Origin of the sequence: Kitasatospora cinereorecta, from assembly GCF_024172095.1 — a bacterium.
Taxonomy (GTDB): Bacteria; Actinomycetota; Actinomycetes; order Streptomycetales; family Streptomycetaceae; genus Kitasatospora; species Kitasatospora cinereorecta.
The window spans coordinates 1,105,014-1,127,888 of the sequence record NZ_JAMZDX010000004.1 but is presented as its reverse complement, the minus strand read 5'-3'; the positions used below and the strand labels follow the sequence as shown (position 1 = coordinate 1,127,888).

The 22,875-nt window shown below is 73.4% G+C and carries 18 protein-coding genes and 2 pseudogenes; 11 read left to right on the top strand and 9 right to left on the bottom strand.

The genetic code is table 11. The features are described from left to right. Window positions 1-71 precede the first annotated feature (71 nt). Window positions 72-1,118, bottom strand: coding sequence for an NADH-quinone oxidoreductase subunit B family protein (locus tag FHR36_RS25580; RefSeq protein WP_253800549.1), 1,047 nt, complete (start codon window positions 1,116-1,118; stop codon window positions 72-74). Between the two features lie 133 nt (window positions 1,119-1,251). Further along, window positions 1,252-2,958: a hydrogenase maturation protein gene (locus FHR36_RS25575; RefSeq protein ID WP_253800547.1), complete on the bottom strand. Its 1,707-nt coding sequence runs from the start codon at window positions 2,956-2,958 to the stop codon at window positions 1,252-1,254. Window positions 2,959-3,129: 171 nt separating this feature from the next. Between FHR36_RS25575 and FHR36_RS25570 the strand changes: the two genes are divergently transcribed. The 3 genes from FHR36_RS25570 (at window position 3,130) to FHR36_RS25560 (ending at window position 8,308) form a co-directional block, all read left to right on the top strand. Continuing rightward, window positions 3,130-4,626, top strand: coding sequence for a hypothetical protein (locus FHR36_RS25570; RefSeq protein WP_253800545.1), 1,497 nt, complete (start codon window positions 3,130-3,132; stop codon window positions 4,624-4,626). Window positions 4,627-4,722: 96 nt separating this feature from the next. Beyond that, complete coding sequence (locus FHR36_RS25565) at window positions 4,723-6,189, top strand: extracellular catalytic domain type 1 short-chain-length polyhydroxyalkanoate depolymerase (protein WP_253800543.1); 1,467 nt, start codon at window positions 4,723-4,725, stop codon at window positions 6,187-6,189. Between the two features lie 97 nt (window positions 6,190-6,286). Next, the gene (locus FHR36_RS25560) at window positions 6,287-8,308 is read left to right on the top strand and encodes an oxidoreductase (RefSeq protein WP_253800541.1); all 2,022 of its coding nucleotides are present in this window, start codon (window positions 6,287-6,289) and stop codon (window positions 8,306-8,308) included. Window positions 8,309-8,367: 59 nt separating this feature from the next. Here the strand turns inward: FHR36_RS25560 and FHR36_RS25555 are convergent, their stop codons facing one another. Then, window positions 8,368-9,096, bottom strand: a complete 729-nt coding sequence (locus FHR36_RS25555) for an alpha/beta hydrolase (RefSeq protein ID WP_253800538.1) — start codon at window positions 9,094-9,096, stop codon at window positions 8,368-8,370. Between the two features lie 56 nt (window positions 9,097-9,152). Here FHR36_RS25555 and FHR36_RS25550 point away from each other — a divergent pair, with 56 nt between their 5' ends. Continuing rightward, window positions 9,153-9,998: a hypothetical protein gene (locus FHR36_RS25550; protein WP_253800537.1), complete on the top strand. Its 846-nt coding sequence runs from the start codon at window positions 9,153-9,155 to the stop codon at window positions 9,996-9,998. Between the two features lie 287 nt (window positions 9,999-10,285). Here FHR36_RS25550 and FHR36_RS25545 read toward each other — a convergent pair whose 3' ends face one another. Further along, window positions 10,286-10,750 (bottom strand): hypothetical protein, encoded by a 465-nt coding sequence (locus tag FHR36_RS25545; protein ID WP_253800536.1) that lies wholly within the window; start codon window positions 10,748-10,750, stop codon window positions 10,286-10,288. A gap of 170 nt (window positions 10,751-10,920) precedes the next feature. On the opposite strand from FHR36_RS25545, the gene FHR36_RS25540 reads away from it, so the two are divergent. The 4 genes from FHR36_RS25540 to FHR36_RS25525 all read left to right on the top strand — a co-directional run bounded on the left by FHR36_RS25540 (window position 10,921) and on the right by FHR36_RS25525 (window position 16,032). Beyond that, entirely contained in the window at window positions 10,921-12,423 is a 1,503-nt protein-coding gene (locus FHR36_RS25540; RefSeq protein WP_253800535.1) for an APC family permease, read from the top strand. Beyond that, window positions 12,420-12,773 (top strand): cupin domain-containing protein, encoded by a 354-nt coding sequence (locus tag FHR36_RS25535; protein ID WP_253800534.1) that lies wholly within the window; start codon window positions 12,420-12,422, stop codon window positions 12,771-12,773. The genes FHR36_RS25540 and FHR36_RS25535 overlap by 4 nt, the downstream gene beginning before the upstream one ends. 159 nt (window positions 12,774-12,932) lie before the next feature. Continuing rightward, complete coding sequence (locus FHR36_RS25530) at window positions 12,933-14,336, top strand: NAD(P)/FAD-dependent oxidoreductase (RefSeq protein ID WP_253800533.1); 1,404 nt, start codon at window positions 12,933-12,935, stop codon at window positions 14,334-14,336. 220 nt (window positions 14,337-14,556) lie between these two features. Then, a complete protein-coding gene (locus tag FHR36_RS25525; protein ID WP_253800531.1) occupies window positions 14,557-16,032 on the top strand; it encodes a glutamate synthase subunit beta in 1,476 nt (491 codons plus the stop codon). Between the two features lie 38 nt (window positions 16,033-16,070). Here FHR36_RS25525 and FHR36_RS25520 read toward each other — a convergent pair whose 3' ends face one another. Together FHR36_RS25520 and FHR36_RS25515 are read right to left on the bottom strand one after the other, a co-directional pair. Continuing rightward, complete coding sequence (locus FHR36_RS25520) at window positions 16,071-17,429, bottom strand: MFS transporter (protein ID WP_253800529.1); 1,359 nt, start codon at window positions 17,427-17,429, stop codon at window positions 16,071-16,073. 91 nt (window positions 17,430-17,520) lie between these two features. After that, complete coding sequence (locus tag FHR36_RS25515) at window positions 17,521-17,874, bottom strand: ArsR/SmtB family transcription factor (protein ID WP_253800527.1); 354 nt, start codon at window positions 17,872-17,874, stop codon at window positions 17,521-17,523. A 266-nt stretch (window positions 17,875-18,140) separates the two neighbouring features. On the opposite strand from FHR36_RS25515, the gene FHR36_RS25510 reads away from it, so the two are divergent. The 3 genes from FHR36_RS25510 (at window position 18,141) to FHR36_RS25500 (ending at window position 19,619) form a co-directional block, all read left to right on the top strand. Beyond that, window positions 18,141-18,608, top strand: coding sequence for a MarR family winged helix-turn-helix transcriptional regulator (locus tag FHR36_RS25510; protein WP_253800525.1), 468 nt, complete (start codon window positions 18,141-18,143; stop codon window positions 18,606-18,608). A 2-nt stretch (window positions 18,609-18,610) separates the two neighbouring features. Further along, complete coding sequence (locus tag FHR36_RS25505) at window positions 18,611-19,054, top strand: hypothetical protein (RefSeq protein ID WP_253800523.1); 444 nt, start codon at window positions 18,611-18,613, stop codon at window positions 19,052-19,054. 136 nt (window positions 19,055-19,190) lie between these two features. Further along, window positions 19,191-19,619, top strand: coding sequence for a DUF6234 family protein (locus FHR36_RS25500; protein WP_253800520.1), 429 nt, complete (start codon window positions 19,191-19,193; stop codon window positions 19,617-19,619). A gap of 64 nt (window positions 19,620-19,683) precedes the next feature. Here the strand turns inward: FHR36_RS25500 and FHR36_RS25495 are convergent. The 3 genes and pseudogenes from FHR36_RS25495 to FHR36_RS25485 form a co-directional block, all read right to left on the bottom strand. Continuing rightward, window positions 19,684-20,409: pseudogene (locus FHR36_RS25495) on the bottom strand (putative Ig domain-containing protein); the annotation flags it as partial. A 201-nt stretch (window positions 20,410-20,610) separates the two neighbouring features. Continuing rightward, window positions 20,611-21,228: pseudogene (locus FHR36_RS25490) on the bottom strand (S1 family peptidase); the annotation flags it as partial. A gap of 381 nt (window positions 21,229-21,609) precedes the next feature. Beyond that, entirely contained in the window at window positions 21,610-22,797 is a 1,188-nt protein-coding gene (locus FHR36_RS25485; RefSeq protein ID WP_253800518.1) for a PP2C family protein-serine/threonine phosphatase, read from the bottom strand. Between the last annotated feature and the right edge of the window lie 78 nt (window positions 22,798-22,875).

Below are 22,875 nucleotides of genomic sequence, written 5' to 3'. Positions count from 1 at the left end.
TGCCCTTCTCTACGGGTGGGGGAGGTCGGCGGCGACGGGCCGCACGCCGGTGGGCGTGCGGCCCTCGGACGTCACCAGGGCGGGCGGTAACCGGTGGTCAGCCGGCCGCCGGTGTGGCGCCACTTCGGTTCCTTGTCGACGGTCTTCTGGGTCATGTCGCGGAGCCGGCGGATCAGCGACCCGTAGACGGAACTGGCGCCGGAGGAGACCCGCGAGCCGGGCGGGGGGTCCATGAAGGGCATGAACTTGTCCGGGAAGCCCGGCATGGTGCAGGCGATGCAGATGCCGCCGACGTTCGGACAGCCGCCGACGCCGTTGATCCAGCCGCGCTTGGCGACGTTGCACTTGACGACCGGACCCCAGCAGCCGAGCCGCACCAGGCACTCGGGCGTGCCGTAGTCGGTGGCGAACTGGCCCTGCTCGTAGTAGCCGCCGCGGTCGCAGCCCTCGTGCACGGTGGCCCCGAACAGCCAGGCCGGCCGCAGCTTGTCGTCCAGCGGGATCATCGGCGCCGAGCCGGCCAGCTGGTACAGCAGGTAGGTGAGCGTCTCGGCGAAGTTGTCGGGCTGGATCGGGCAGCCCGGCACGCAGACGATCGGCAGGCCGGCCTTGGACTTCCAGTTCCAGCCCAGGTAGTCCGGCACGCCCATCGCGCCGGTCGGGTTGCCGGCCATCGCGTGGATACCGCCGTATGTGGCGCAGGTGCCGATCGCCACCACCCCGGTCGCCTTTGGGGCGAGCCGGTCCAGCCACTCACTGGTGGTGATGGGTTGACCGGTCGCCGGGTCGTCGCCGAACCCGCACCAGTAGCCCTCCTTCTTGATCTTCTCGTTGGGGATGGACCCCTCGACGACCAGGACGAACGGGTCCAGCTCGCCGCGGTCGGCCTTGAAGAACCACTCGACGAAGTTGTCCGCGCCCTGGACCGGGCCGCACTCGAAGTCGATCAGCGGCCAGTGCACCGCGACCTTGGGCAGGCCGGGCAGTGCGCCGGTGACGATCTCCTCGATGCTCGGCTGCATGGCGGCGGTCAGGGAGACCGAGTCGCCGTCGCAGCTGAGCCCCGCGTTGATCCAGAGAATGTGCACCACGTCGGTGTCGGTTGTTGCAGCACCCATGAGGATGCCTCCTCGGGGATGGGAGCCGGACGAAATGGCTCAAAGACAGTCATAGCAACGCTTCGGATCGAACGCCGGTCCGGAAAGCCGAAGGGGTCGCCCGAAGGGACGCAACCCGGCGGGGCCGTTCGGGTCAGTGCTCCCCGGAGCACAGGGCGGCCGCCCCGGCGGGTGCCGGGCGCTTGCGGACGAAGGCGGCCCGCAGGGCGTGGTACGGCGCGGCGGGGTCGCGGAACTGGCGGCGCATCACCGCCAGCTCCTCCTCCCGGTAGGCGGCCAGCGGCCGGGCCCGCTCGTCCGCGTCGCGGGCCGCCTTCTTCGCGGCGATCCGGTCCTGCACCGTCGGCGAGGCCGCCAGCAGGCCCGCCAGGTGGGCCGCCGTCGGACCGAAGTCCGCCGGCGCACAGGCGAGCACCCGGTCCACCAGGCCGATCCGGTGCGCGGCCTCGGCCGACACCGGCTGCGCCCGTTCGGTCAGCCGTTCCGCCTCGGCCGCCCCCACCCGGCGCGGCAGGCTGTACGTCCAGTACTCCGACCCGTACAGGCCCATCAGCCGGTAGTGCGGGTTGAGCACCGCGCCCTGACGGCACCACACCTCGTCGGCGGCCAGCGCCAGCATCACCCCGCCGGCCGCCGCGTTGCCGCCGAGCGCCGCCACCACCAGCCGGTCGGTCGTGGTCAGCACCTCCGCCACCAGGTCGTCGATGGCGGTGATGTTCGCCCAGGACTCGCGGGCCAGGTCGGCCGCCGCCTCGATCACGTTCAGGTGGATGCCGTTGGAGAAGAAGTCCCGCCCGCCGCCCAGCACCAGCACCGAGGTCGGCCGGCCCAGCGCGAAGCGGTACGCGTCCAGCAGCCGCCGGCAGTGGTCGGTGGACATCGCGCCGCCCGGGAAGGAGAAGCGCAGGAAGCCCACCGGGCCCTCCTCGCGGTAGCCGATGTCCGTCCAGGCCGGGGCGCGGCCCTCGGCCCCCATCAGCGGGGCCAGTACCTCCGGCACCCTCGGCAGCAGCGCCCCGAGCGCCGTCACCGCGGGCAGTTTGAAGGTCTCCGGTCCGCCCGGGGTGCGCCGCCGGCGCAGCTCCGGGATCCACACCGCGCCGTCCGCGGTGGCCCGGCACACCGCCCCGGACCGGGTGGCGAGCAGTGCGCCCGGGCGGCCGCGCAGCTCCGGCTCCGGGTGCCCGCCGTGCAGGTACCACTCGGCGCCCAGCAGCTCGTCCAGCACGCCCGGCTGGGAGTCCGCGGCGCGCAGCCGGCGCAGCACGGCTTCGGTCGGGTCGGCGGACCAGTCGATCCGGCGCTGCTCCTGGCGCAGGTACGGCCGGGTGCGGATCGGCTCCCGCCAGCCGGGGCCGTGCTGCGGCTGCGGCCGGTACCCGCCGGCGGCGAAGCGCTCCACGGCGAGCAGCGCGGCCGCCACCGCCGCGTCCGCCACCTCGCCCCGGTACAGGTCGCTCTTGGCGCATCCCGGCGGCAGCGGACAGGACGCGGACGCCCAGACCGGTCCGGCGTCCATCTCCCGCTCCGCCTGGAGCACCGTCACCCCCCACTCGGCGACCCCGTCCTGGACCGCCCGGTCGAGCGAGGAAGGACCCCGGTCGCCCGGCGGGCCCGGATGGACGATCAGGCAGGTGTACGCCGACCAGACGTCCTCGGGGACGGCCGACTTCAGCATCGGCGCCAGCACCAGGTCAGGCCCGAACCGGTCGAGCGCCGCGCGGAGCGCCCCCTCGTCCCCGGCCACGTGGACCTCGACGGTGTGCCGCAGGTCCCGCAGTTCGGCATGGAGCCGCTGGCTGAGACTGTTGAACGCGCTGACGAGGAACAGGATGCGCATGGCGACCTCCGGACGGTGGCGGATCGTCGACCACCATCGACCACCATCGGCCGCGGCCGCCCGAAGGCGGCGGCAACACTCGCGCCCACCCGCCGAGGTCCACCCGGACGGAAGCGGACCGGGACCTCGGCGTGCCGGAAGCGTGATCGGGGAGCGGGAGACTCGTACGCCATGGCGACGACGGGGGAATGGGCCGCGGTCCGGGCGGTGCTGCGCTGGAGCGGGCAGCCGGGGACGGTGCTCGCGGTGCTGGTGCTGCTGTTCAACGACGGGGTGGGCAAGGAGCGGTGGCCGGGCGCGGTCACCGGCAAGCTCAGCGACCTGGCGTGGATGCTGGTCGCGCCGCCGATGCTGGCGCTGCTGGTCACGCCCCTGCTGCGGCTGCGCGGCGACGGGCCGGCGCTGTTCGGCGTGGCCGGTACGGCGGTGGCGTTCACGCTGGCCAAGTCCGGGCCGGCGGGCGGTGCGATCGCCTCCGCGATCTGGTCGTCGAGCGGCGTCCCCAGTCGGATCAAGGGCGATCCGGCCGATCTGATGGCCCTTCCGCTGCTCGCGGTGGCCTGGTGGCTGTGGCGGCGCAGCCGCCGCCCCGCCCGCTGGCGGGAGTCGCTGGCGGTGGTGGCGGTCCCGCTGGCGGTCCTGGCGATGGCGGCCACCTCCGAGATACCCAAGCACTACGAGCTGTGGAGCGCCGCGGGCCGCCCGGTGCTGGACGTCGACAAGGACCGGTGGACCACGGACGACGGCGGCACCACCTGGACGCTGCTGGAGCAGGACCCGGGCCCGCGGGACGACAGCCCGCCGCCCGCCGCGGGCCACTGTTCCCGGACCCTCGTGACCCGCTGCTACCGGCTGCTCGACGACCACTCGGCGGTCGAGGTGAGCGAGGACGGCGGGGCGAGCTGGCAGCCCGCCTTCGACCCGTTCCCCGCGTGGGGTCTCTCCCCGGCCAGGCCCCACCCGGCGCCGACCTCGACGGGCACCTCGGCCGATCCGGACCGTCCGCAGTGGGACGACACCCTCCGCGACTACCTGCGACCGGCACAGGTGCTGCTGGTCGACACCGACGGCGGCGAGTTCGTGCTCGCCCAGTACCCGGGGTGGGGACTGGCCGTCCGCGGGCCGGACGGCTCCTGGTCGGTGCGGCGGTACCCGAAGCGCCCAGCCGTCGCAGCCGTACCGCGCGACTGGGGGAGGGGCCTGCCGGTGGCCGTCACCGTGGGCTGGGCAGCCGCTCTCGCCGCCGTCGGCGCCCGCCGGGTGCGCAGCGCACCGCCCGACCGCCGCCGCCGGTTCGCCGGCGGCCTGGCGTTCAGTGAGGCGCTGCTGCTCGCCTGGATGTTGGCGGCGTGGCTGTACTGGCGGGTGCCGGGCGCGCTGACGCTCGCCGTGGTGTCCGTGCTGTCGCTGTGGCTGCTCCTGTTCCTGGGACTGCTGTGGCGCGAACTCGGCGGGCTGAGCCGCCCCTCCCCGGGGCCGGTGCTGCTCGGCGCGGTGTTCGGGGCGGCGGCCCTGGCGCCGTACCTGCTGTGGGCCCACGGCACCGTGCCCAGCTGGTCGGCGGCGTCGGCCCTGGCGTTCGGCGGCGCCCTGCTCGGGACGGCGGCGGGTCTGGCGCTGGGCGGGATCCGGCCGCGGCGCCGGGCGGTGGCGGAGCGTCACATGTGAGCGGAGTGCGAGATGGATCGCACGACCATTACCGGGTGGGCGGCGGGGCTCCGATGATGCACGTCACAACCCCCACCCCCACCCCGGAGCGTCCCCATGGCATCTCGGACCGGACCCCGCCGCCTCCACCGACTCATCTCCGCCGCCGTCGGCGCCCTCGCGCTCGCCGCCGGGCTGCTCACCGCCACCGCGCCGACCGCCTCGGCCGCCGCGCTGACCCAGGTGACCGGCTTCGGCTCCAACCCCGGCAACCTGGCGATGTACGCCTACGCGCCGACCGGCCTGGCGAGCGGGCGCCCGCTGGTGGTGGCCCTGCACGGCTGCTCGCAGAGCGCGAGCGACTACCACGGGCACGCGGGCTGGGCGCAGTACGCCGACCAGTGGGGCTTCGCGGTGGTCTACCCGCAGACGAGTTCGGCGAACAACGCACTGTCCTGCTTCCGCTGGTTCAACCCGGCGCAGTCCACCCGGGGCAACGGCGAGGCGCTGTCGGTGAAGCAGATGGTCGACAAGGCGCTCGCGCTGTACGGCAGCGACCCCGGCCGGGTGTACGTGACCGGCCTGTCGGCGGGCGGCGGGATGGCCGCCGACCTGCTGGCCGACTACCCGGACGTGTTCGCCGGCGGCGCGGTCGACTCCGGCATCCCGGCGCAGTGCGCGACCTCCTCCACGGCGGCGTCCGGCTGCCAGTACAACGACCAGGGCCTGACCCCGCGCCAGTGGGGCGACAAGGTGCGCGGCTCGTACCCCGGCTGGAGCGGGCCGTGGCCGCGGGTGGCGATCTGGCAGGGCACCGCCGACACCACCGTGAAACCGGTCAACGGCACCGAGCTGCGCGACCAGTGGACCGACGTGTGGGGCATCGGGCAGACCGCGTCCGCGACCCTCAGCCTGAACGGAGGTACCACGCTCAGCGAGTACGACGACGCGGCCGGACGGCCCGCGGTCGAGCTGTACTCGATCGCCGGCATGGCGCACGGCCTCGCGGTGGACCCGGGCAGCGGCACCGGGCAGTGCGGCGCGACCGGCACGTACTACCTGGACACCATCTGCTCGACGTACCGGACCGGTCTGTTCTGGGGCCTCGACGGCTCCGCCCCGGGCGGCGGCACCACCGGCCTGCCCGCCCCGAGCGGCCTGGGCGTCACCGGCGCCACCGACACCACCGCCTCGCTGAGCTGGTCGGCGGTGGCCGGCGCGGCCTCGTACGCCGTCTACCGCGGCTCCGCCCGGGTCGGCTCCGCGACCGGGACGGCGTACACCGACACCGGGCTGGCCGCGGGCTCCGCGTACGCGTACACCGTGGCGGCCGTGGACTCCACCGGCGCGGAGGGGGCCCGGTCGGCGGCGGTGACGGCGACCACCACCGGCTTCCGGCCCACCTGCCACACCGACAACAACTACAACCAGGTGGCGGCCGGGCGGGCGCACCAGAGCGGCGGGTACGCCTACGCCAACGGCTCGAACCAGAGCATGGGCCTGTGGAACCTCTACACCACGCACACCCTGGAGGAGACCTCGGCCGGGTACTTCGTGATCGCCGACAGCGGCTGCCCGGCGTAAGCGGTGGGGCCGGACATCCGCGATATGCAACTAGTTGCAACCCGTGGGTATCCGGCCCTACCGTAGGCATGACCACCCCCGTGCCTGGAGGCCCCGGATGAGCACCTACCCCCACCTGCTGAGCCCGCTCGACCTGGGCTTCACCACCCTGCCCAACCGCGTGATCATGGGCTCGATGCACGTGGGCCTGGAGGAGGCGCCCGGCGGCTTCGACCGGATGGCCGCGTTCTACGCCGAGCGCGCCCGCGGCGGCGTCGGCCTCATCGTCACCGGCGGCATCGCCCCCAACGAGGCCGGCCGGCCGTTCGAGGGCGGCTCGATGCTCACCACCGAGGAGGAGGCGGCCGAGCACCGCGTCATCACCGACGCCGTGCACCGCGAGGGCGGCCGGATCGCCATGCAGATCCTGCACTTCGGCCGGTACGCCTACCACCAGGACCTGGTCGCGCCCAGCCCGCTCCAGGCCCCGATCAGCCCCTTCGTCCCCAACGAGCTCACCGACGAGCAGGTCGAGCGAACGATCGAGGACTTCGTCCGCTGCGCTGCCCTGGCCCAGGCGGCCGGGTACGACGGCGTGGAGATCATGGGCTCCGAGGGCTACCTGATCAACGAGTTCATCGCCGCCCCGACCAACCACCGCACCGACCGCTGGGGCGGCGCCTACGCCGACCGGATGCGCTTCCCGATCGAGATCGTCCGCCGGGTCCGGGAGCGGGTCGGGCTCGACTTCATCCTGATCTACCGGCTCTCCATGCTCGACCTCGTCCCCGGCGGTTCCACCCTCGAGGAGGTCGTCCAGCTCGCCAAGGAGATCGAGGCGGCCGGCGCCACCATCATCAACACCGGCATCGGCTGGCACGAGGCCCGCATCCCCACCATCGCCACCTCGGTCCCGCGCGGCGCCTTCGCCTGGGTCACCAAGAAGGTCATGGGCGCGGTCTCGATCCCGCTGGTCACCAGCAACCGCATCAACACCCCCGAACTCGCCGAGCAGCTCCTCGCCGACGGCCACGCCGACCTGGTCTCGCTCGCCCGCCCGATGCTCGCCGACCCCGCCTTCGTCGCCAAGGCCAAGGCCGGCACCCCCGAGGCCATCAACACCTGCATCGGCTGCAACCAGGCCTGCCTGGACCACACCTTCAGCCTCAAGATCACCTCCTGCCTGGTCAACCCGCGGGCCTGCCACGAGACCGAACTCGTGCTCTCCCCGACCCGCCTGCGCAAGCGCCTCGCCGTCGTCGGCGCCGGCCCGGCCGGCCTCGCCTTCGCCGTCTCCGCCGCCGAACGCGGCCACGCCGTCACCCTCTTCGACGCCGCCGACCGGATCGGCGGGCAGCTCAACATCGCCCGCCGCGTCCCCGGCAAGGAGGAGTTCGACGAGACCCTGCGCTACTACCGCCACCAGCTCGACGCCCACGGCGTGGACGTCCGGCTGAACACCGCCGTCACCGCCGACACCCTCGCGGACGGCGGCTGGGACGAGATCGTGCTCGCCACCGGCGTCACCCCCCGCACCCCCGAGATCCCCGGCATCGACCACCCCAAGGTGCTCGGCTACCTCGACGTGCTGCGCGACGGCGCCGCCGTCGGCGACAGCGTCGCCATCCTCGGCGCCGGCGGCATCGGCTTCGACGTCGCCGAGTACCTCACCGACCCCGGCGAGCAGGCCAGCAGCAACCCCGCCGTCTTCTTCGAGCAGTGGGGCGTCGACACCGAGCACACCACCCCCGGCGGCCTCGCCCGGCCGGTCCGCCGCCGCTCCCCGCGCCAGGTCCACCTGCTCCAGCGCAAGACCAGCAAGGTCGGCGCCGGCCTCGGCAAGACCACCGGCTGGATCCACCGCACCGAGCTCAAGCACCGCGGCGTCACCATGGTCGCCGGCGCCACCTACGAGCTCATCGACGACGCCGGCCTGCACCTGACCGTCGACGGCGAGCCGCAGCTGCTCCCGGTCGACACCGTCGTCCTGTGCACCGGCCAGGAGCCCCGCCGCGACCTGTACCAGGACCTGCGCGACCGCGGCCTCGAGCCCCACCTGATCGGCGGCGCCGACGTCGCCGCCGAACTCGACGCCAAGCGCGCCATCGACCAGGGCACCCGCCTGGCCGCCGCGCTCTGACCGGCCGGAACGCCGCCGCACCGACCCCGGTGCGGCGGCGTCCGCGTCCTCGGGCGCGGTCAGCCCTGCGGGCGGCCGTCCGCCGGGGCGAGGGAGAGCCCGACCAGGTGGTCGCGGTCGGCGGGATGGTCGGCGAGCCAGGTGGCGAGCTGGTGGGGGGAGTTCGGGAAGGTCAGCCGGGAGTACGTCGAGCGCTGCCGGAGGGCGTCCTCGATGCGGGTGGTGACACCGGACGGGATCACCGCGTCGTGGGCCGGGACGACCAGGACGGAGCGGCCGCGGAAGGCGGCGTACGAGGGGTAGGCCGGACTGGCCCGCCAGGAGTCGGGGGTGCGCAGGGTCGCGGTGAAGGCCGGGTCGCCGAACGGCAGCTTCCAGGCCGCGTGCGCGTACGCGGCCGGGGCGCCCAGGACCACGCCGTGCACCCGCTCGCCGAGGTCGGCGGCCAGGTCGGCCACGGTCTGGCCGCTCATGCTGAACCCGGCCAGCAGCAGCGGCCCGTCCCCGGCGAACCGGTCCAGCACCGAACGGGCCTGCAGAAAGCGGCGCTCCAGGCTGAGTTCGGCCAGCCGGCCGGTGCTCGCGCCGTGCCCGGAGAAGTCGAACGCCACCGCCCGCAGACCGGCCGCCGCGTAGGCCCGGGCCAGCGGGAGCAGGCGCCGGCTGCTGCTGACACCGGCGCCGTGCAGCAGCAGGGCGGTCCCGGGCCGCGGATCGCCGTCCGGGGCGACGACGGTGGTGCGCAGCTCCTCGCCGTCGGTGCTGTGGGTGAACTCCTGCTCGTCCAACTCTCCTCCTCGGACCGCCCCGTGGGCCGGATGTTCGGTTGTCCTATGCTCGCCCGGTGATTATCAACTCGGCACTCGCCGACATCCTCGACCGCGACGCCGGAGCGACCGAATCCGACCTGCTGCTCGCGGCCCTGGTCGACCACGGCGCCTTCGTCCCGGTCCGGGAGAACGGCTCGGTGCTGTTCTTCCGGGACGACGCCGGCAATCCGGCGCTGCCGGGGTACGTCAGCGAGTCTTGCGTCGAGGTGCGGCTGGCGGAGGCGGCCGGGTCCGTCCACTGCGACGTCATGCGACTGCTCGACATCGCCGGGGACACCGAGGCCGGCCGGCTGATGCTGTTCTCCGACCACGGCAGCGCCACCGTGCCGTTGCCGCTGCTCGTCCGGACGCTGCGCCGCCGCGGCCGGCAGTCGCAGGGGGAGCGGCTGCGGCTCACCTGGTCCACCCACCCGGCCGCGGTCGCCCTGCGGGACGCGCTGCTGCGCCGGGTGCGCGAGTTCGCGGCCGTGCGCACCGTGTGGATCTCCCACGCCCGGTGGCTGGACACCGGCATGGAGACCCTGCTGCTGCACGTCGCGGTGGACGAGGACCTGCCCTCGCCGACCGCGCACCGGATGATGGAGGTCCTGCTCGCCGAGGAGGTCACCCTCGGCGACGGTGATCCCAAGGTCGGGATGATCGCGGTCAACACCGCCGCCCACGCGGACGCCATCGCCGACCTGGAGCGGATGGGGCTCGACACCGTCCGGCACGACCGGGAGACGGGTCGGGTCGAGGTGGTCTCCCAGGAGTACGACGACCCGCAGGTGGCCGACGCCGCCCGCCGCGCCCTCGCGGAGGAGCAGCCCGGTGCAGGCTCGGAGGCCGAGCGGCCGCGCCGCTGGTGGCGCCGCGGCTGAGCGGACGTCCCGGCGGGGGCGCGGGAAAATGGGAGTGGTGGCGGTGGGGCGCCCCGCCGGGTCGGCCCGCGTCCGTCACCAGCCCGCTGGGAGGCGCCGTGATGAGTACCGTCGTCCGCCCGGTCCCGGACAGCAACCCGCCGGAGCCGGAGCCGCCGCACCCGCCGACACCGGACCCCGATCCCGCCCCGGACCCGATGCCCGGTCCGTGACCGCAGGGACGGCAGCGACCGCAGCGAGGCAGTGACCGCAGCGACGCAGCGACCGCAGTGCCCCCGTGACGGCGCTCAGCGGCGGGGGCTGCCCGGGCTGTCGGCCGCCCAGCGCAGCGCGTACCAGGAGAGCGCGGCGAGTCCGGCGGCGCTGGGGAGTTCGGCGCAGTACGCGAGGACCTGGGCGAGCAGGTACGGCTCGCCGCGGTGGGCGGACCAGAGGTCGAAGAACGCGTCCATCGCGAGCAGGACGGCGGTGGCGGAGGCTACCGGGCTGGTGGCCCGGTGCCGCCGGTGGATCATCGAGGCGAGCAGCAGCAGCGCGGCGACCTCGATCACGTCCAGCCAGACCCAGGAGTTGGACAGGTTGCGGGCGCCGAAGTGGCCCTTGACGGTGAGGCCGAGCACGACGATCCACGGCACCAGCAGGACGGCGGCGGCGCGCAGGGCGATGCTCAGCAGGCGCAGCCGGCGGTTCTGGCGGCCGCGGTGGTCAGTGCGCTGCTCGGGGCTGGTGGGCGCGTTGCGGGTGAGGGGCACCGGGTGATCGTACCGGGGGCGGACACGCTGTCAGAGACGCAACAAGACGCTTGACACCTTGCATGATTGTCCGGGCCTGGAGCGATGGCCAGACTTCAGGGCACCGGCGGAGTGATCACGGGACTCCGCCGGTCCTTCCCGTCATGGACGTCATGGAACCTGAGGTGAGAATGACCACGATGCCGCTCGGCCAGCCGGAGAACCGCTGGCCAGCCCCGAAGCGCGTGCGCCTGCTGGCGCTGGTCGCGTTGATCTTTTTCAGCGTCTCCGGAGGCGCGTACGGCATCGAGGAGCTCTTCTCCACCTCCGGGCCGGGCATGGCCATCCTGCTGATCATCGTCACCCCGCTGATCTACAGCGTGCCGCACGCGCTGGTCTGCGCCGAGCTCGGCACCGCGATCCCGGTGGAGGGCGGCTACTACCACTGGGTCAAGCGGGGACTCGGCCGGTTCTGGGCCTTCCAGCAGGGCCTGCTGTCGTGGATATGCAGCTTCGTCGACATGGCGCTCTACCCGGTGCTGTTCACCAGCTACCTGCAGAGCCTGGTGGGCGCGGTCGCGCCCGGTCAGCACGTCCTGTTCACGCTCGGCCACCTGCGCTTCGACCTCAACTGGGTGATCTGCATCGCGGTGATCGTGGTGTTCACCCTGCTCAACCTGCTGGGCGCCGGCTGGGTCGGCGAGTCCTCGGTGGCGTTCGCGCTGATCTGCCTGCTGCCGATGCTGATCCTGACCGTGATCGGCATCAGCCACCTGATCACCGACGGCGTCAACCCGGTCGCCTCGTTCACCGCCTCGCAGGACCAGTCCACCTGGAACGCCTTCGGCGCCGGCCTGTTCATCGTGATGTGGAACTACTGCGGCTGGGACAGCGTGTCCAACATCGCCGGCGAGATGGAGAACCCGCGCAAGCACCTGCCCAAGGCGCTCGGCCTCTCGGTCGTCCTGATCATGGTCGGCTACCTGCTGCCCTCGATCGCCTCGCTCGCGGTCGGCGCCGACGGCGAGCACGGCTGGCGCAGCTGGGAGGCCGGCTCCTTCTCGGACATCGCCCAGCAGCTGGCCGGCCCGTGGCTGCAGGTCACCGTCACCGTCGGCGGCATGTTCGCCGCCGTGGCGATGTTCTCGGCGCTGCTCGCCGCCAACTCGCGGCTGCCCTTCGTGCTGGCCCGCGACGGCTACTTCCCCAAGTGGGTGGCCAAGGAGAGCAAGCGCTACCGGATGCCGATCGCCTCGATAGTCGGCTCCTCGGTGATCTACGCGATGTTCTGCCTCAGCAGCTTCTCCAACCTGGTCATTTTCGACGTCTTCCTGACCAACATCGGCATCCTGCTGGAGGTCGCCGCGCTGATCGCGCTGCGCGTCCGCGAGCCCGAGCTGGAGCGGCCGTACCGGATCCCCGGCGGCTGGTGGAGCCTCACCGGCATCGCGGGCTGCCTGCTGGCCATCTGCGTTTGGGCCGCGTGGGAGCAGTACGTGGAGAGCGGCACCCAGGCGGTCACCTACTGCCTGGTGGTGGTCGGCGGCTCGCTGCTGCTCTACCCGCTGCTGGCCCGCCGCAAGGACGCCCGCGCCGCCGCCACCGCGGACTACGAGGTGTCAGGCGACACGGCCGAAACGGGACAGCTTGCCAGCTCCGTCCCGCACCCCCGGACGGATAGCGTCGAAGCATGATCGACACCTTCGCCCTGCACGTCCCCGACGCCGAACTCGAACCCGAGCCGCTCGACCCGGCCCAGATCGTCTCCGGCGACCCCGAGGTCACCGGCAAGGTGGTCTGGGAGTCCGAGGACGGCCGCCGACTGCGCGGCATCTGGCAGATCACCCCGGGCGTGGTCACCGACACCGAGGCGGACGAGCTCTTCGTGGTGCTCAGCGGCCGGGCCACCGTCGAGGTCGAGAACGGCCCCACCCTGGAGGTGGGGCCCGGCGACCTGGCCGTCCTGCGGGCCGGCGACCGCACCACCTGGACGGTCCACGAGACGCTCCGCAAGGTGTACGCGATCGACCTCGGCGACGACTGAACGACGCACCGACGACCGCGCGACGCGCCGACGACCGAAGCGACGCGCCGACGTCCCAGCGGTCCGGCGTCGGCCGGCCACCCCGATCCCACCGGGCGGCCGGCGCCGGACCGGCACCCGTCCCCCACGCCGACCATCCCCGACCAAGGACTGAGAACCATGGACCCCGTCCACTCCCTCCACTCCCTCCGGGACGTCAAGCCCACCTCGTACTGGCTCGACGACCCCGGACGGCCCGAGGCGAATTCGGCTCTCATCGGGGACGTCCGCTGCGACCTCCTGGTGGTCGGCGGCGGCTACAGCGGCCTGTGGACCGCCCTCATCGCCAAGGAGCGCGACCCGGCCCGGGACGTGGTGCTCCTGGAGGGCAAGGAGATCGGCTGGGCCGCCTCCGGCCGCAACGGCGGCTTCTGCGCCGCCAGCCTCACCCACGGACTCGGCAACGGCCTGGAGCGCTGGCCGAACGAGCTGGCCCGGCTGGAGGAGCTCGGCGCGCAGAACCTCCAGGCCATCGAGGACGCCGTCACCAAGTACGGCCTCGACTGCGACTGGGAGCGCACCGGCGAGCTGGACGTCGCCACCGAGCCGTACCAGGTCGAGGAGCTGAAGGAACTCGCCGAACTCGCCGCGCAGTTCGGCGACGGCGGGGTCTTCCTCGACGCCGACCAGGTGCGCGCCGAGGTCGACTCCCCGACCTACCTCGGCGCGTTCTGGGACAAGGACGGCGTCGCCATGGTCAACCCGGCCAAGCTCGCCTGGGGCCTCAAGCGGGCCTGCCAGGACGCCGGCGTCCGGATCTTCGAGCACACCCCGGCCACCGACCTCGCCGAGTCCGGCACCGGCATGGCCGTCCGCACTCCGTACGGCCGGGTCCTCGCCCGCAGGGTCGCCCTCGGCACCAACGTCTTCCCCTCGCTGGTGAAGCGGATCCGCCCCTACACCGTCCCGGTCTACGACTACGCCCTGATGACCGAACCGCTCAGCCCCGAGCAGCTCGACGCCATCGGCTGGAAGGGCCGCCAGGGCATCGGCGACAGCGCCAACCAGTTCCACTACTACCGGCTCTCCGCCGACAACCGGATCCTGTGGGGCGGCTACGACGCCGTCTACCACTACGGCGGCCGGGTCAGCTCCGAGTACGACCAGCGCCCGGCGACCTACCGCACGCTGGCCGGGCACTTCTTCCAGACCTTCCCCCAGCTGGAGGGACTGCGCTTCACCCACGCCTGGGGCGGCGCCATCGACACCTGCACCCGCTTCTCCGCCTTCTTCGACACCGCGTACGACGGCAAGGTCGCGCTCGCCGCCGGGTACACCGGCCTCGGCGTCGGCGCCACCCGCTTCGGCGCCGAGGTGATGCTCGACCTGCTCGCGGGCGAGCGCACCGAGCGCACCGCGCTGGAGATGGTCCGCCGCAAGCCGCTGCCCTTCCCGCCCGAGCCGGTCCGCTGGGCCGGCATCGAGATCACCAAGTGGTCGCTCGACCGCGCCGACCGCAACTCCGGCCGCCGCAACCTGTGGCTGCGCACCATGGACCGCCTGGGCCTCGGCTTCGACAGCTGAGCCCCCGGTCGGCCACCGGCCGCACCCCCTCGCCGCCCTGCCCGACCCCCACCGGGCAGGGCGGCCGCTCGCGTCCCACGTCAGTGCCGCAGGTGGGACGGTGCGCAGGGCGGTCGGGAGGCGTACGGTGGCCACACGGTGACGCGCCACTCGGGCGGGCGTCCACGGGCCAGCACGGTGCAGTCACCGGCCCGCTCGGCACGTCCTGCCGGAGGCCGCGATGCCAGACCCCAAGGCCTTTCTCACCACCCCGCGCCGCCAGCGCGAGCGCCGCGACCCGCAGGCGCGGCTGGACGACCGGCGGGAGGTGTACCGCCCGGGCGCGCTGCTCCCGATCATCAATCAGCAGGCCGACCGCTGCATGGACTGCGGGCTGCCGTTCTGCCACCACGCCTGCCCGCTGGGCAACCTGATCCCGGACTGGAACGTCCTGGTCGCCGACGACCACTGGCGCCGGGCGGCCGCCCGGCTGCTGGCCACCAACAACTTCCCCGAGTTCACCGGGCGGCTCTGCCCGGCGCCCTGCGAGAGCGCCTGCGTCCTCGCCATCGACGCCGACGCGGTGACGATCAAGAACATCGAGCTGGAGATCGCCGACCGGGCCTGGGAGTCCGGCGCCGACCAGCCGAAACCGCCCGACCGGATGACCGGCTTCCGGGTCGCCGTGATCGGCTCCGGACCGGCCGGACTGGCCGCCGCCCAGCAGCTCACCCGCGCCGGCCACACCACCACCGTGTACGAGCGGGCCGACCGGATCGGCGGCCTGCTGCGCTACGGCATCCCGCCGTTCCGGCTGGAGAAGCACCGCCTGGAGCGGCGGCTCGCCCAGATGCGGGCCGAGGGCACCGGCTTCCGCACCGGCGCCGCCGTCGGCGACGACGGCCTGCCCGCCGACCGGCTGCGCGAACGCCACGACGCGGTGGTGATCGCCATCGGGGCCACCGCCTGCCGGGACCTGGCCCTACCGGGCCGGGAGGCGGACGGCGTCCACCAGGCGATGACCTACCTGACCCTCGCCAACCGGACCGACGAGGGCGACCACCCGGTCTCCCCGCTCTCCGCCGAGGGCCGCTCCGTGGTCATCGTCGGCGGCGGCGACACCGCCGCCGACTGCCTGGGCACCGCCCTGCGCCAGCGTGCCGCCGCCGTCACCCAACTGGACATCAACCCCCGCCCGCCGCACGACCGGGCCGACGACCAGCCCTGGCCGGTCCACCCGAAGGTGTACCGGGTCACCACCTCGCACGAGGAGGCCGGCGCGCCGGTCGCGGACCCCCGGGTGTTCACCGCCACCACGGTCGGCTTCGAGACGGACGGCCGCGGACACCTCGCCGGGGTCCGGATCGCGTCCGCGGCGCCCGGGGACCGCCACCCCACGCCCGGGACCGAACGCACCCTGCCCGCCGATCTCGCCCTGCTCGCCCTCGGCTTCTCCGGCCCCGAACGGGAGAACCGCATCGCCGAACAGCTCGGACTCACCCATGACGCCCGCGGGAACCTCACCCGCGACGAGGAGTTCGCGACCTCGGCGGACGGCGTCTTCGTGGCCGGCGACGCCGGACGCGGCCAGTCGCTGATCGTCTGGGCGATCGCCGAAGGCCGCTCCGCCGCCGCCGCCGTCGACCGCTACCTGCGCGGCGGCACCGCCGACCTGCCCGCGCCGATCACCGCCACCAGCCGGGCGCTGCACGCCTAGCCCTGCTGCTTGCGGGCCACTGGTCCGGTCGTCCTCGGTCAGTGGGTGGGGGACACCCGGGGCCAGTGGTGGTGGTGCTGGTCGATGACGTAGTGGTGGCCGTGGCGCCAGGCGCCGGCGGGGGTCGGGCGGGCGCCGCTGAGGTGGGGGTGGCCGGCCGGGAGGTCGGTGTGGAGGTGGTCGAGCCGGTCGGGGTCGGTGGCGGGCCACAGGGTGGTGGCGGCGAGGGCTGCGGCGAGGGCGACGAGCCCCAGCAGCAGCGCGGTGACGGGCAGGCCGACGCCGGCGGCCAGCCAGCCCGCGAGGGGGTAGGTGAGCAGCCAGCAGCCGTGCGAGAGCGAGAACTGCGCGGCGAAGGCGGCCGGCAGGTCGGCGTCGGCGGCCGAGCGCCGGACCACCCGTCCGCCGGGGGTGAGCACGGCCGAACTGGCCGCCCCGATCAGGGCCCAGCCGACCAGCAGGCCGGTCCACGACCAGCCGCTCGGCGCCGTCGCGGTGAGCGCGGCGACCCCGGCCAGGACGGCGGGCAGCGCGTACCCGGCGGGCAGCATCACCGTCCGGTCGCCGGTCCGGGCCAACAGCCGCGGCAGCAGCAGCGCGGTGAGCATCGAGCCCGCGCCGTACGCGCCGAGGGCCAGCGACACCGCGCCGGCCGGGCGGTGGAAGTGGTCGCGGACGACCACCACGGTGTCCACGAACACGATCGCCCCCGCCGCGGCGACGGCGAGGTCGAGCGCGAGCAGGGCGCGCAGCCGCGGCGTCGCCCGGAACAGCCGGGTGCCGAAGGCGGCCTTCGCGTAGACGCCGCCCTCCCGTTCGACCGGCGCCGGCTTCGGCAGGACGGTGGAGACCACCAGCGCGGCCGAGCCGAGGAAGCCGACCGCCGTCCCGCCGAACAGCCACCCGTACGGCACCACGGTGAGCAGCGCGGCGGCCAGCGCCGGGCTGAACAGGCTCTCCAGGTCGTACGCGAGCCGGGAGAGGGACAGGGCGCGGGTGTAGTCGCGTTCGGCGGGCAGCACCTCGGGGATGGTGGCCTGGAAGGTCGGGGTGAACGCGGCGGAGGCGGCCTGGAGCAGGAAGACCATCAGGTACACCTGCCACACCCGGTCGACGAACGGCAGTCCGACGGCGACCCCGGCCCGGATCAGGTCCATCGCCACCAGCAGGGCGCGGCGCGGCACGCGTTCCGCGAGGGCGGCCGCCAGCGGGGCGACGGCGACGTACGCCACCATCTTGATCGCCAGTGCGGTGCCGAGCACCGCCGAGGCGTTCCGTCCGGCCAGGTCGTACGCGAGCAGGCTGAGCGCGACGGTGGCCAGCCCGGTGCCGACCAGGGCGACGACCTGGGCGGTGAACAGGTGGCGGTACGCGCGGTTGCGCAGCACGGTGAGCACGGGACCATCGTAAGCAACATGTGCGTACCTGTGCACATGTTGGGCCGGGGCCTGGTGGTGGCGGGGTCCGTGCGGGGTCAGTCGTGCGGGCTCAGTCGTGCGGGGGGAGGGAGCCGATCTGGTGGTCGGCGACGTTCAGCGCCTCGTCCACCAGGCGTCGCAGGTGGCCGTGGCGCAGTGAGTAGACCACCCGGCGGCCGTCGCGGCGGGTGGCCACCAGGCCGGCCAGGCGGAGCTTGGCGAGGTGCTGACTGACCGAGGGGCGGGCGGCGCCGGTGGCCTCGGTCAGCGTGGTGACATCGGCCTCGCCCTCGCCGAGGCGCTCCAGCAGGGCCAGTCGGGTCCGGTCGGCGAGCAGCGCCAGGACGGAGGCGGCGACCTCCAGGCGCTCGCCGTCGCGCCGGTGCGGGTGCGCTGCGGCGGCGAGGTCGGCGCGGGTGCTCATCCGGCCATCCTAGTGTCGCGTCGGGCGGCCTTCGCCCCGTCGCGACGCCCGGCACGCACTCTCGCCGCACCGGCCGCAAGCCCAAGTACGTCCAGTACGAGGACTTGCGCCCGGCACGCCGAGAGCACGCACCGGACGCCGCTCCTCGACGGGCAAAGGCCGCCCGACGCGACACTGGGCGCTGCGCCCCGCTCGCCACGGCGCTTCACCTCGACGGCCGCGGCAAATAGTAGCCATGGACATAATCTCCATGTACCGTATCTGCCATGAGTGAAGCAGTTGCGGGCCCGACGCCGGGCTTCCTGGTCTGGCGGCTGTCGATGAAGTGGCGGGTGGCCGTCGACCGGGCCCTCGCTCCGCTGGGGCTGACCCACGCGCAGTACGCGCTGCTGGGGTCGCTGCTCGGCATGCACCGGTCGGGGCTGCGCCCCAGCCAGCGCGAACTCGCCGACCACACCGGCCTGGAGCCGCTCTACGTGTCGAAGCTGGCCCGGGCGCTGGAGTCCGCCGGACTGGTGGAGCGCACCCCGGACCCGGCCGACAGTCGGGCCGTCCGGCTGTCGCTGACTGCCGAGGGGCGCGAGGCCGCCGCGCGGGCCGTCGATGTCGTCCACCCGCTGCTCGACCGGTTGCTGGCGCCGCTCGGCGGCCTGGAAGGGGCGCGCGCCGAGGCCTTCGCCCGCGAACTGGCAGTCCTGCTCGATGTTCCGCTCGATTCCGAGATCCGGGAGTAGCCATGTCCACCACCCCACCCCTCAACGGCCAGGTCATCGGCCGCGCCCACTACGCCACGCGTGCCGCATTCGAGCGACTGCTCGCCCCCAGCGGCACCACCTTCCCGCAGTCGGTGGCGCTCAACGCCGTCGCCGGCGGGGCCGTCGACCGTGAGCAGGTGATCGGCCGGCTGACCGACGGCCTGAAGATCGACCACGCGGCCGCCGAAGCGGTGGTCGCCGAGCTGATCGACGCCCGGCTGCTGGCGGCGCCGGCCGGCGACCGGGCCGACCTGGAACTCACGGCCGCGGGCGAGGAGCTGAACCGCACCGTCCGCGCCGCCGCTGACGAGCTCACCGCCCGCCTGTACGGCGACCTCCCGGCCGAGGACCTGGCTGCCGCCGCCCGGGTCCTGACCGCCGTCACGGCCCGCGCCAACGCCGAACTGGCGGCCCTCCCGCACTGACCAGGAGCCCGGTGTGGCCGGCCGTGGCGGCCGTGGCGGCCGTGGCCACGTGCCGACCCGCCTGCCGGACGGGACCGGCGGTGCATGAGTACGCATACTCAGGCGCCGGGGTCGGCAGGTCTGCGAGGCTGACGCCATGCCCTCGACACCGTCACCGATCGGCCGGTCGCGGATGCTGCGCCGGCCCGCCGCTCCGCCGCGCGCCGTGGACATCGTCCTCGGCGTCCTGTCCTTCGGCGCGGTCGGCGTCGTCGTCGTGGGCCGGATGTTCGCCTACGGCATGGACGTCTGGGCGGCCGGCGGATCGCCGGACGTCGCCGACCGGGTGTCGCTCGCGCAGATGGCGTTCACCTGGAAGGTGCTGATCGTCTCGTTGCTGCTCGCCGGTGTGGCGGCGCTGCTGCGGGCCAGGTGGACGGCCGCCTTCCAACTCGTCGCTGTCGTGCTGCTGTTCGGCCTCGCGGTACTGCTGCGGCACGACTTCGACCGGTCGCACCCCGCCCCGCCCGCACCGCTGCCCTCGGGTTACACGCCGTGCTACAGCGGCAGCGGTCGCTGCAACTGACCGTGCACACGAAGCGAGGCCCGGCGGTTGGTTCCTCCGCCGGGCCCCGCCTACTTCACTGCCGTCAGCTGGTCTGGATCGCGGTGTCGTCGATCACGAAGCTGGTCTGGAGGGAGGAGTCCTCCACGCCGTTGAACTTCAGGGTGACGCTCTGTCCGGCGTAGGCGGACAGGTCGACGGTCTTCTGGGTGTAGCCGGTGTTCTTGTTGAGGTTCGAGTACGTGGCCACCGTGGTGCCGTTGACGGTCACGGTGAGCTTGTCGTACGCCGTGGTGGTGGTGGTCTCAGCCGTGTCGATGTGCAGCCAGTAGCTGAGGGTGGCCTTGCAGTTGGCCGGGATGGTGACGGTCTGCGAGGCGCTGTCGGTGTGGGCGGAGCCGTAGCCGTTCAGCCATGCCTTCCAGGAGCCGCCGTGGGCCGCCTCGGACGCCGAGTTGTCGACCACGCCGCTGGTGGTGGTCCACGGAGCGGCGGAACCGGTCTCGAAGCCCGCGTTGCCGAGCAGCTGCGCCGGGGTGCAGGTGCCGACCGGGCTGACCGTCCAACTGAAGGTGGTGGAGGCGGTCTTGCCCGTGGAGTCCTTCACGGTGACGGTCACGGTGGAGGAGCCCGCGCTGGTGACGGTGCCCGAGATCAGGCCGGTCGAGGCGTTGATCGACAGGCCGGCCGGCAGGCCGGTGGCCGAGTAGGTCAGCGGGGCGGTGCCGCCGCTGGCCTGGATCTGCAGGCTGACCGAACCGTTCACCGTGGTGGCCTGGTTGCCCGGGTTGGTGACCGACACGGCGGTGCCGGCCGGCTTGGTGAGCAGGCAGCCGCTCACGTTCAGGTCGATGACCCGGCCGGTGCCCAGGCAGGTGGTGAACCAGTAGGTCTCCTCACCGTAGCTCTGGCCCTTGGTGACCGTGGTGGTGCCGTCGGCCGCCACCTCGCACGGGTTGTCGAGGGTGCACATCTCACCGTTGTCGTTGCCGGTGTTGTTGATGCCGACGATCCGCTTGCTCGCGGCGTCGACGATCGGCGAACCCGAGGTGCCGTGCGTGGTGTTGCAGTCGGTGCTGTACCGGAGCGAGTCGTGCCAGGTCCACTGGTCCTCGCGCAGGGTGGGGACGAACCCGTTGATCGAGCAGTTCCAGGTCTGCTTCCAGTACGACGACGGTATGTACATCGCCGAGCCGTCGACCGGGTGGGTGTCACTGATCGTCAGCGCGGTCGCACCGTACTTGGAGGTGATCGAGCCGTAGGTGTCGGTCAGTTGGTACAGCGCGACGTCGGTGCCCGTCATGGTCGCGTACAGCACCTTGTCCGCCTGGACGGTGCCGAGCGAGCTGCCGGCCGCGTTGAGCAGGGTGCCGCTGCGGCTGGCGCTGGTGTTCTGGATCACCTGGCCGGCGGACGGCATGGTCGGCAGGCAGTGGCCGTTGGTGAGCATCAGTGCCCGGTCGGTGTCGACCGAGGACGGGTAGCGCACCAGCGACGCCGAGCAGTTGCTCAGCGCGATGGTGGACGCCAGGTCACCTGCCTGGAGCGCCTGGGCGGGGGTGGCGGTGAAAGTCAGCGCTCCGGCGGCGAGGGCGCTCACGCCTACGCCGGCGGCAAGTCTCTTCAACATGGGTCTCCTCGTGGGGGATTGCGCGGTACGACCGGTCGGGAACAACCGCGCCGGACGAACCTGCCATGCCCACTTCAATGAGGTCAACCATGTCGGCCGAACTTGCCTGCGAATTCCGGCCGCTGTGCGGTCACGGCGCCGACCGGCCAGGGGGGCACCGCCGTTGGATCGCAGCCGGCTCCAACTGCCTGTCCCCGTACGAACCCCGCCCCGCCCCTCGACCCCCGCTCCCCTCCCGCCCGGCATACCCCCGATAACGGTCGGCCAAGCGTCACGCACCGTTTCCAGGCGCCCGGCGGACGCGATGAAGCCCGGCGGAGCGGGACGGAGGTGTCGGGCTCGGCCGGGCCGGCGGTGGTGCGTCGCGGGCGGACCCGCTGGTCAGCCGACCGCGCCGAGGCGGCCGGTCGGGGTGCCCGGGCGCCAGTGGGTCGGGGTGCGGCGCAGGGCGAGGGCGGCGATGTCGTCGCGGCGGGCGCCGGCCGAGAAGCGGTCGATGTCGGCACGCAGCGCGGACAGGAGTTCGCCCGCCGGGAGTTCGGCGAGACCGGGCAGCCGGTCGTCGAGCGGGTAGAACCGGCCGTCCCGGTCGCGGGCCTCGGTCACGCCGTCGGTGTAGAGGAGCAGCGTGGTGTGCGGCGGCAGGTCGAACCAGGACACCGTACGCGGCCCGTCCGCCAGATCGGCCAGGCCGAGCGGGACGGCGGTGTCGTCGATCGGCGCGGGACCGGTGTGCTCGCCGCCCACCAGGTACGGCGGCAGATGCCCGCAGTTGATCACCTGCACCCCGCTCCCGCCCTCGACGCCGCCGTCCTCGGACCCGCCGCCGAGGCCGGCGTCCACGCTGAGCACCAGGGCGGTGACGAAACGGCTCGGTTCGCCGGTCTGCTCGGCGAAGGCGTTGTGCCGCACCACCGCGTCCTCGAGCGCGTCGACCACCGCCGTCAGCGTCGGCTCGCGGAACGCCGCCTCGCGGAACGAGCCGAGCACGGCGAAGCCCGCACCGATCGCGGCCAGCCCCTTGCCCTGGACGTCACCGATGAGCACCCGGGTGCCGTACGGGGAGTCGACGATCTCGTACACGTCGCCGCCGACCATCCGGTCCTCCTCGACCGGTGCGTACAGCCCGTCCAGCATCACCGCGTCGGTGACCACGGGCAGTGGTCGCAGGATCTGTCGCTGCAACGCCACCAGAGTGGACTGCAGGCGTCTGACCTGCTGCTCGCGGCCGGTGCGCCAGTAGCAGGCGGCAACGGCCAGTGACTGGAAGGCGACGGCGGCCAGGGTCTCGGTGGCGAGGTCGGCGCCGTGGGCGGGCGGTTCGTCGAGGAAGGAGAGCCAGATCCCGGCGGTCGCCCAGACCGAGGCGATCACGGTCTGGCGGACGGTGCCGAGTCCGGCGGCCAGGGCCGGCAGGACGATCAGCAGCGGGGACAGGCGGGCGGAACTGGTGGTGACGGCGAGGACGCCGACCAGCAGGGAGGCGGCGGCGATGCCGCCCCAGAAGACGCGATTGCTCAGTGGCGGGCGGCCGAATTCGGTGCCCGCCGGGGCGAGAGGGTCGGTCATCCGTCGTGCTCCTTGGTCCCCGAACACTCCCAACGGTAGCCCCGGACGGTTCGTTCCCGGTGGATCGGCAGGGGCCGG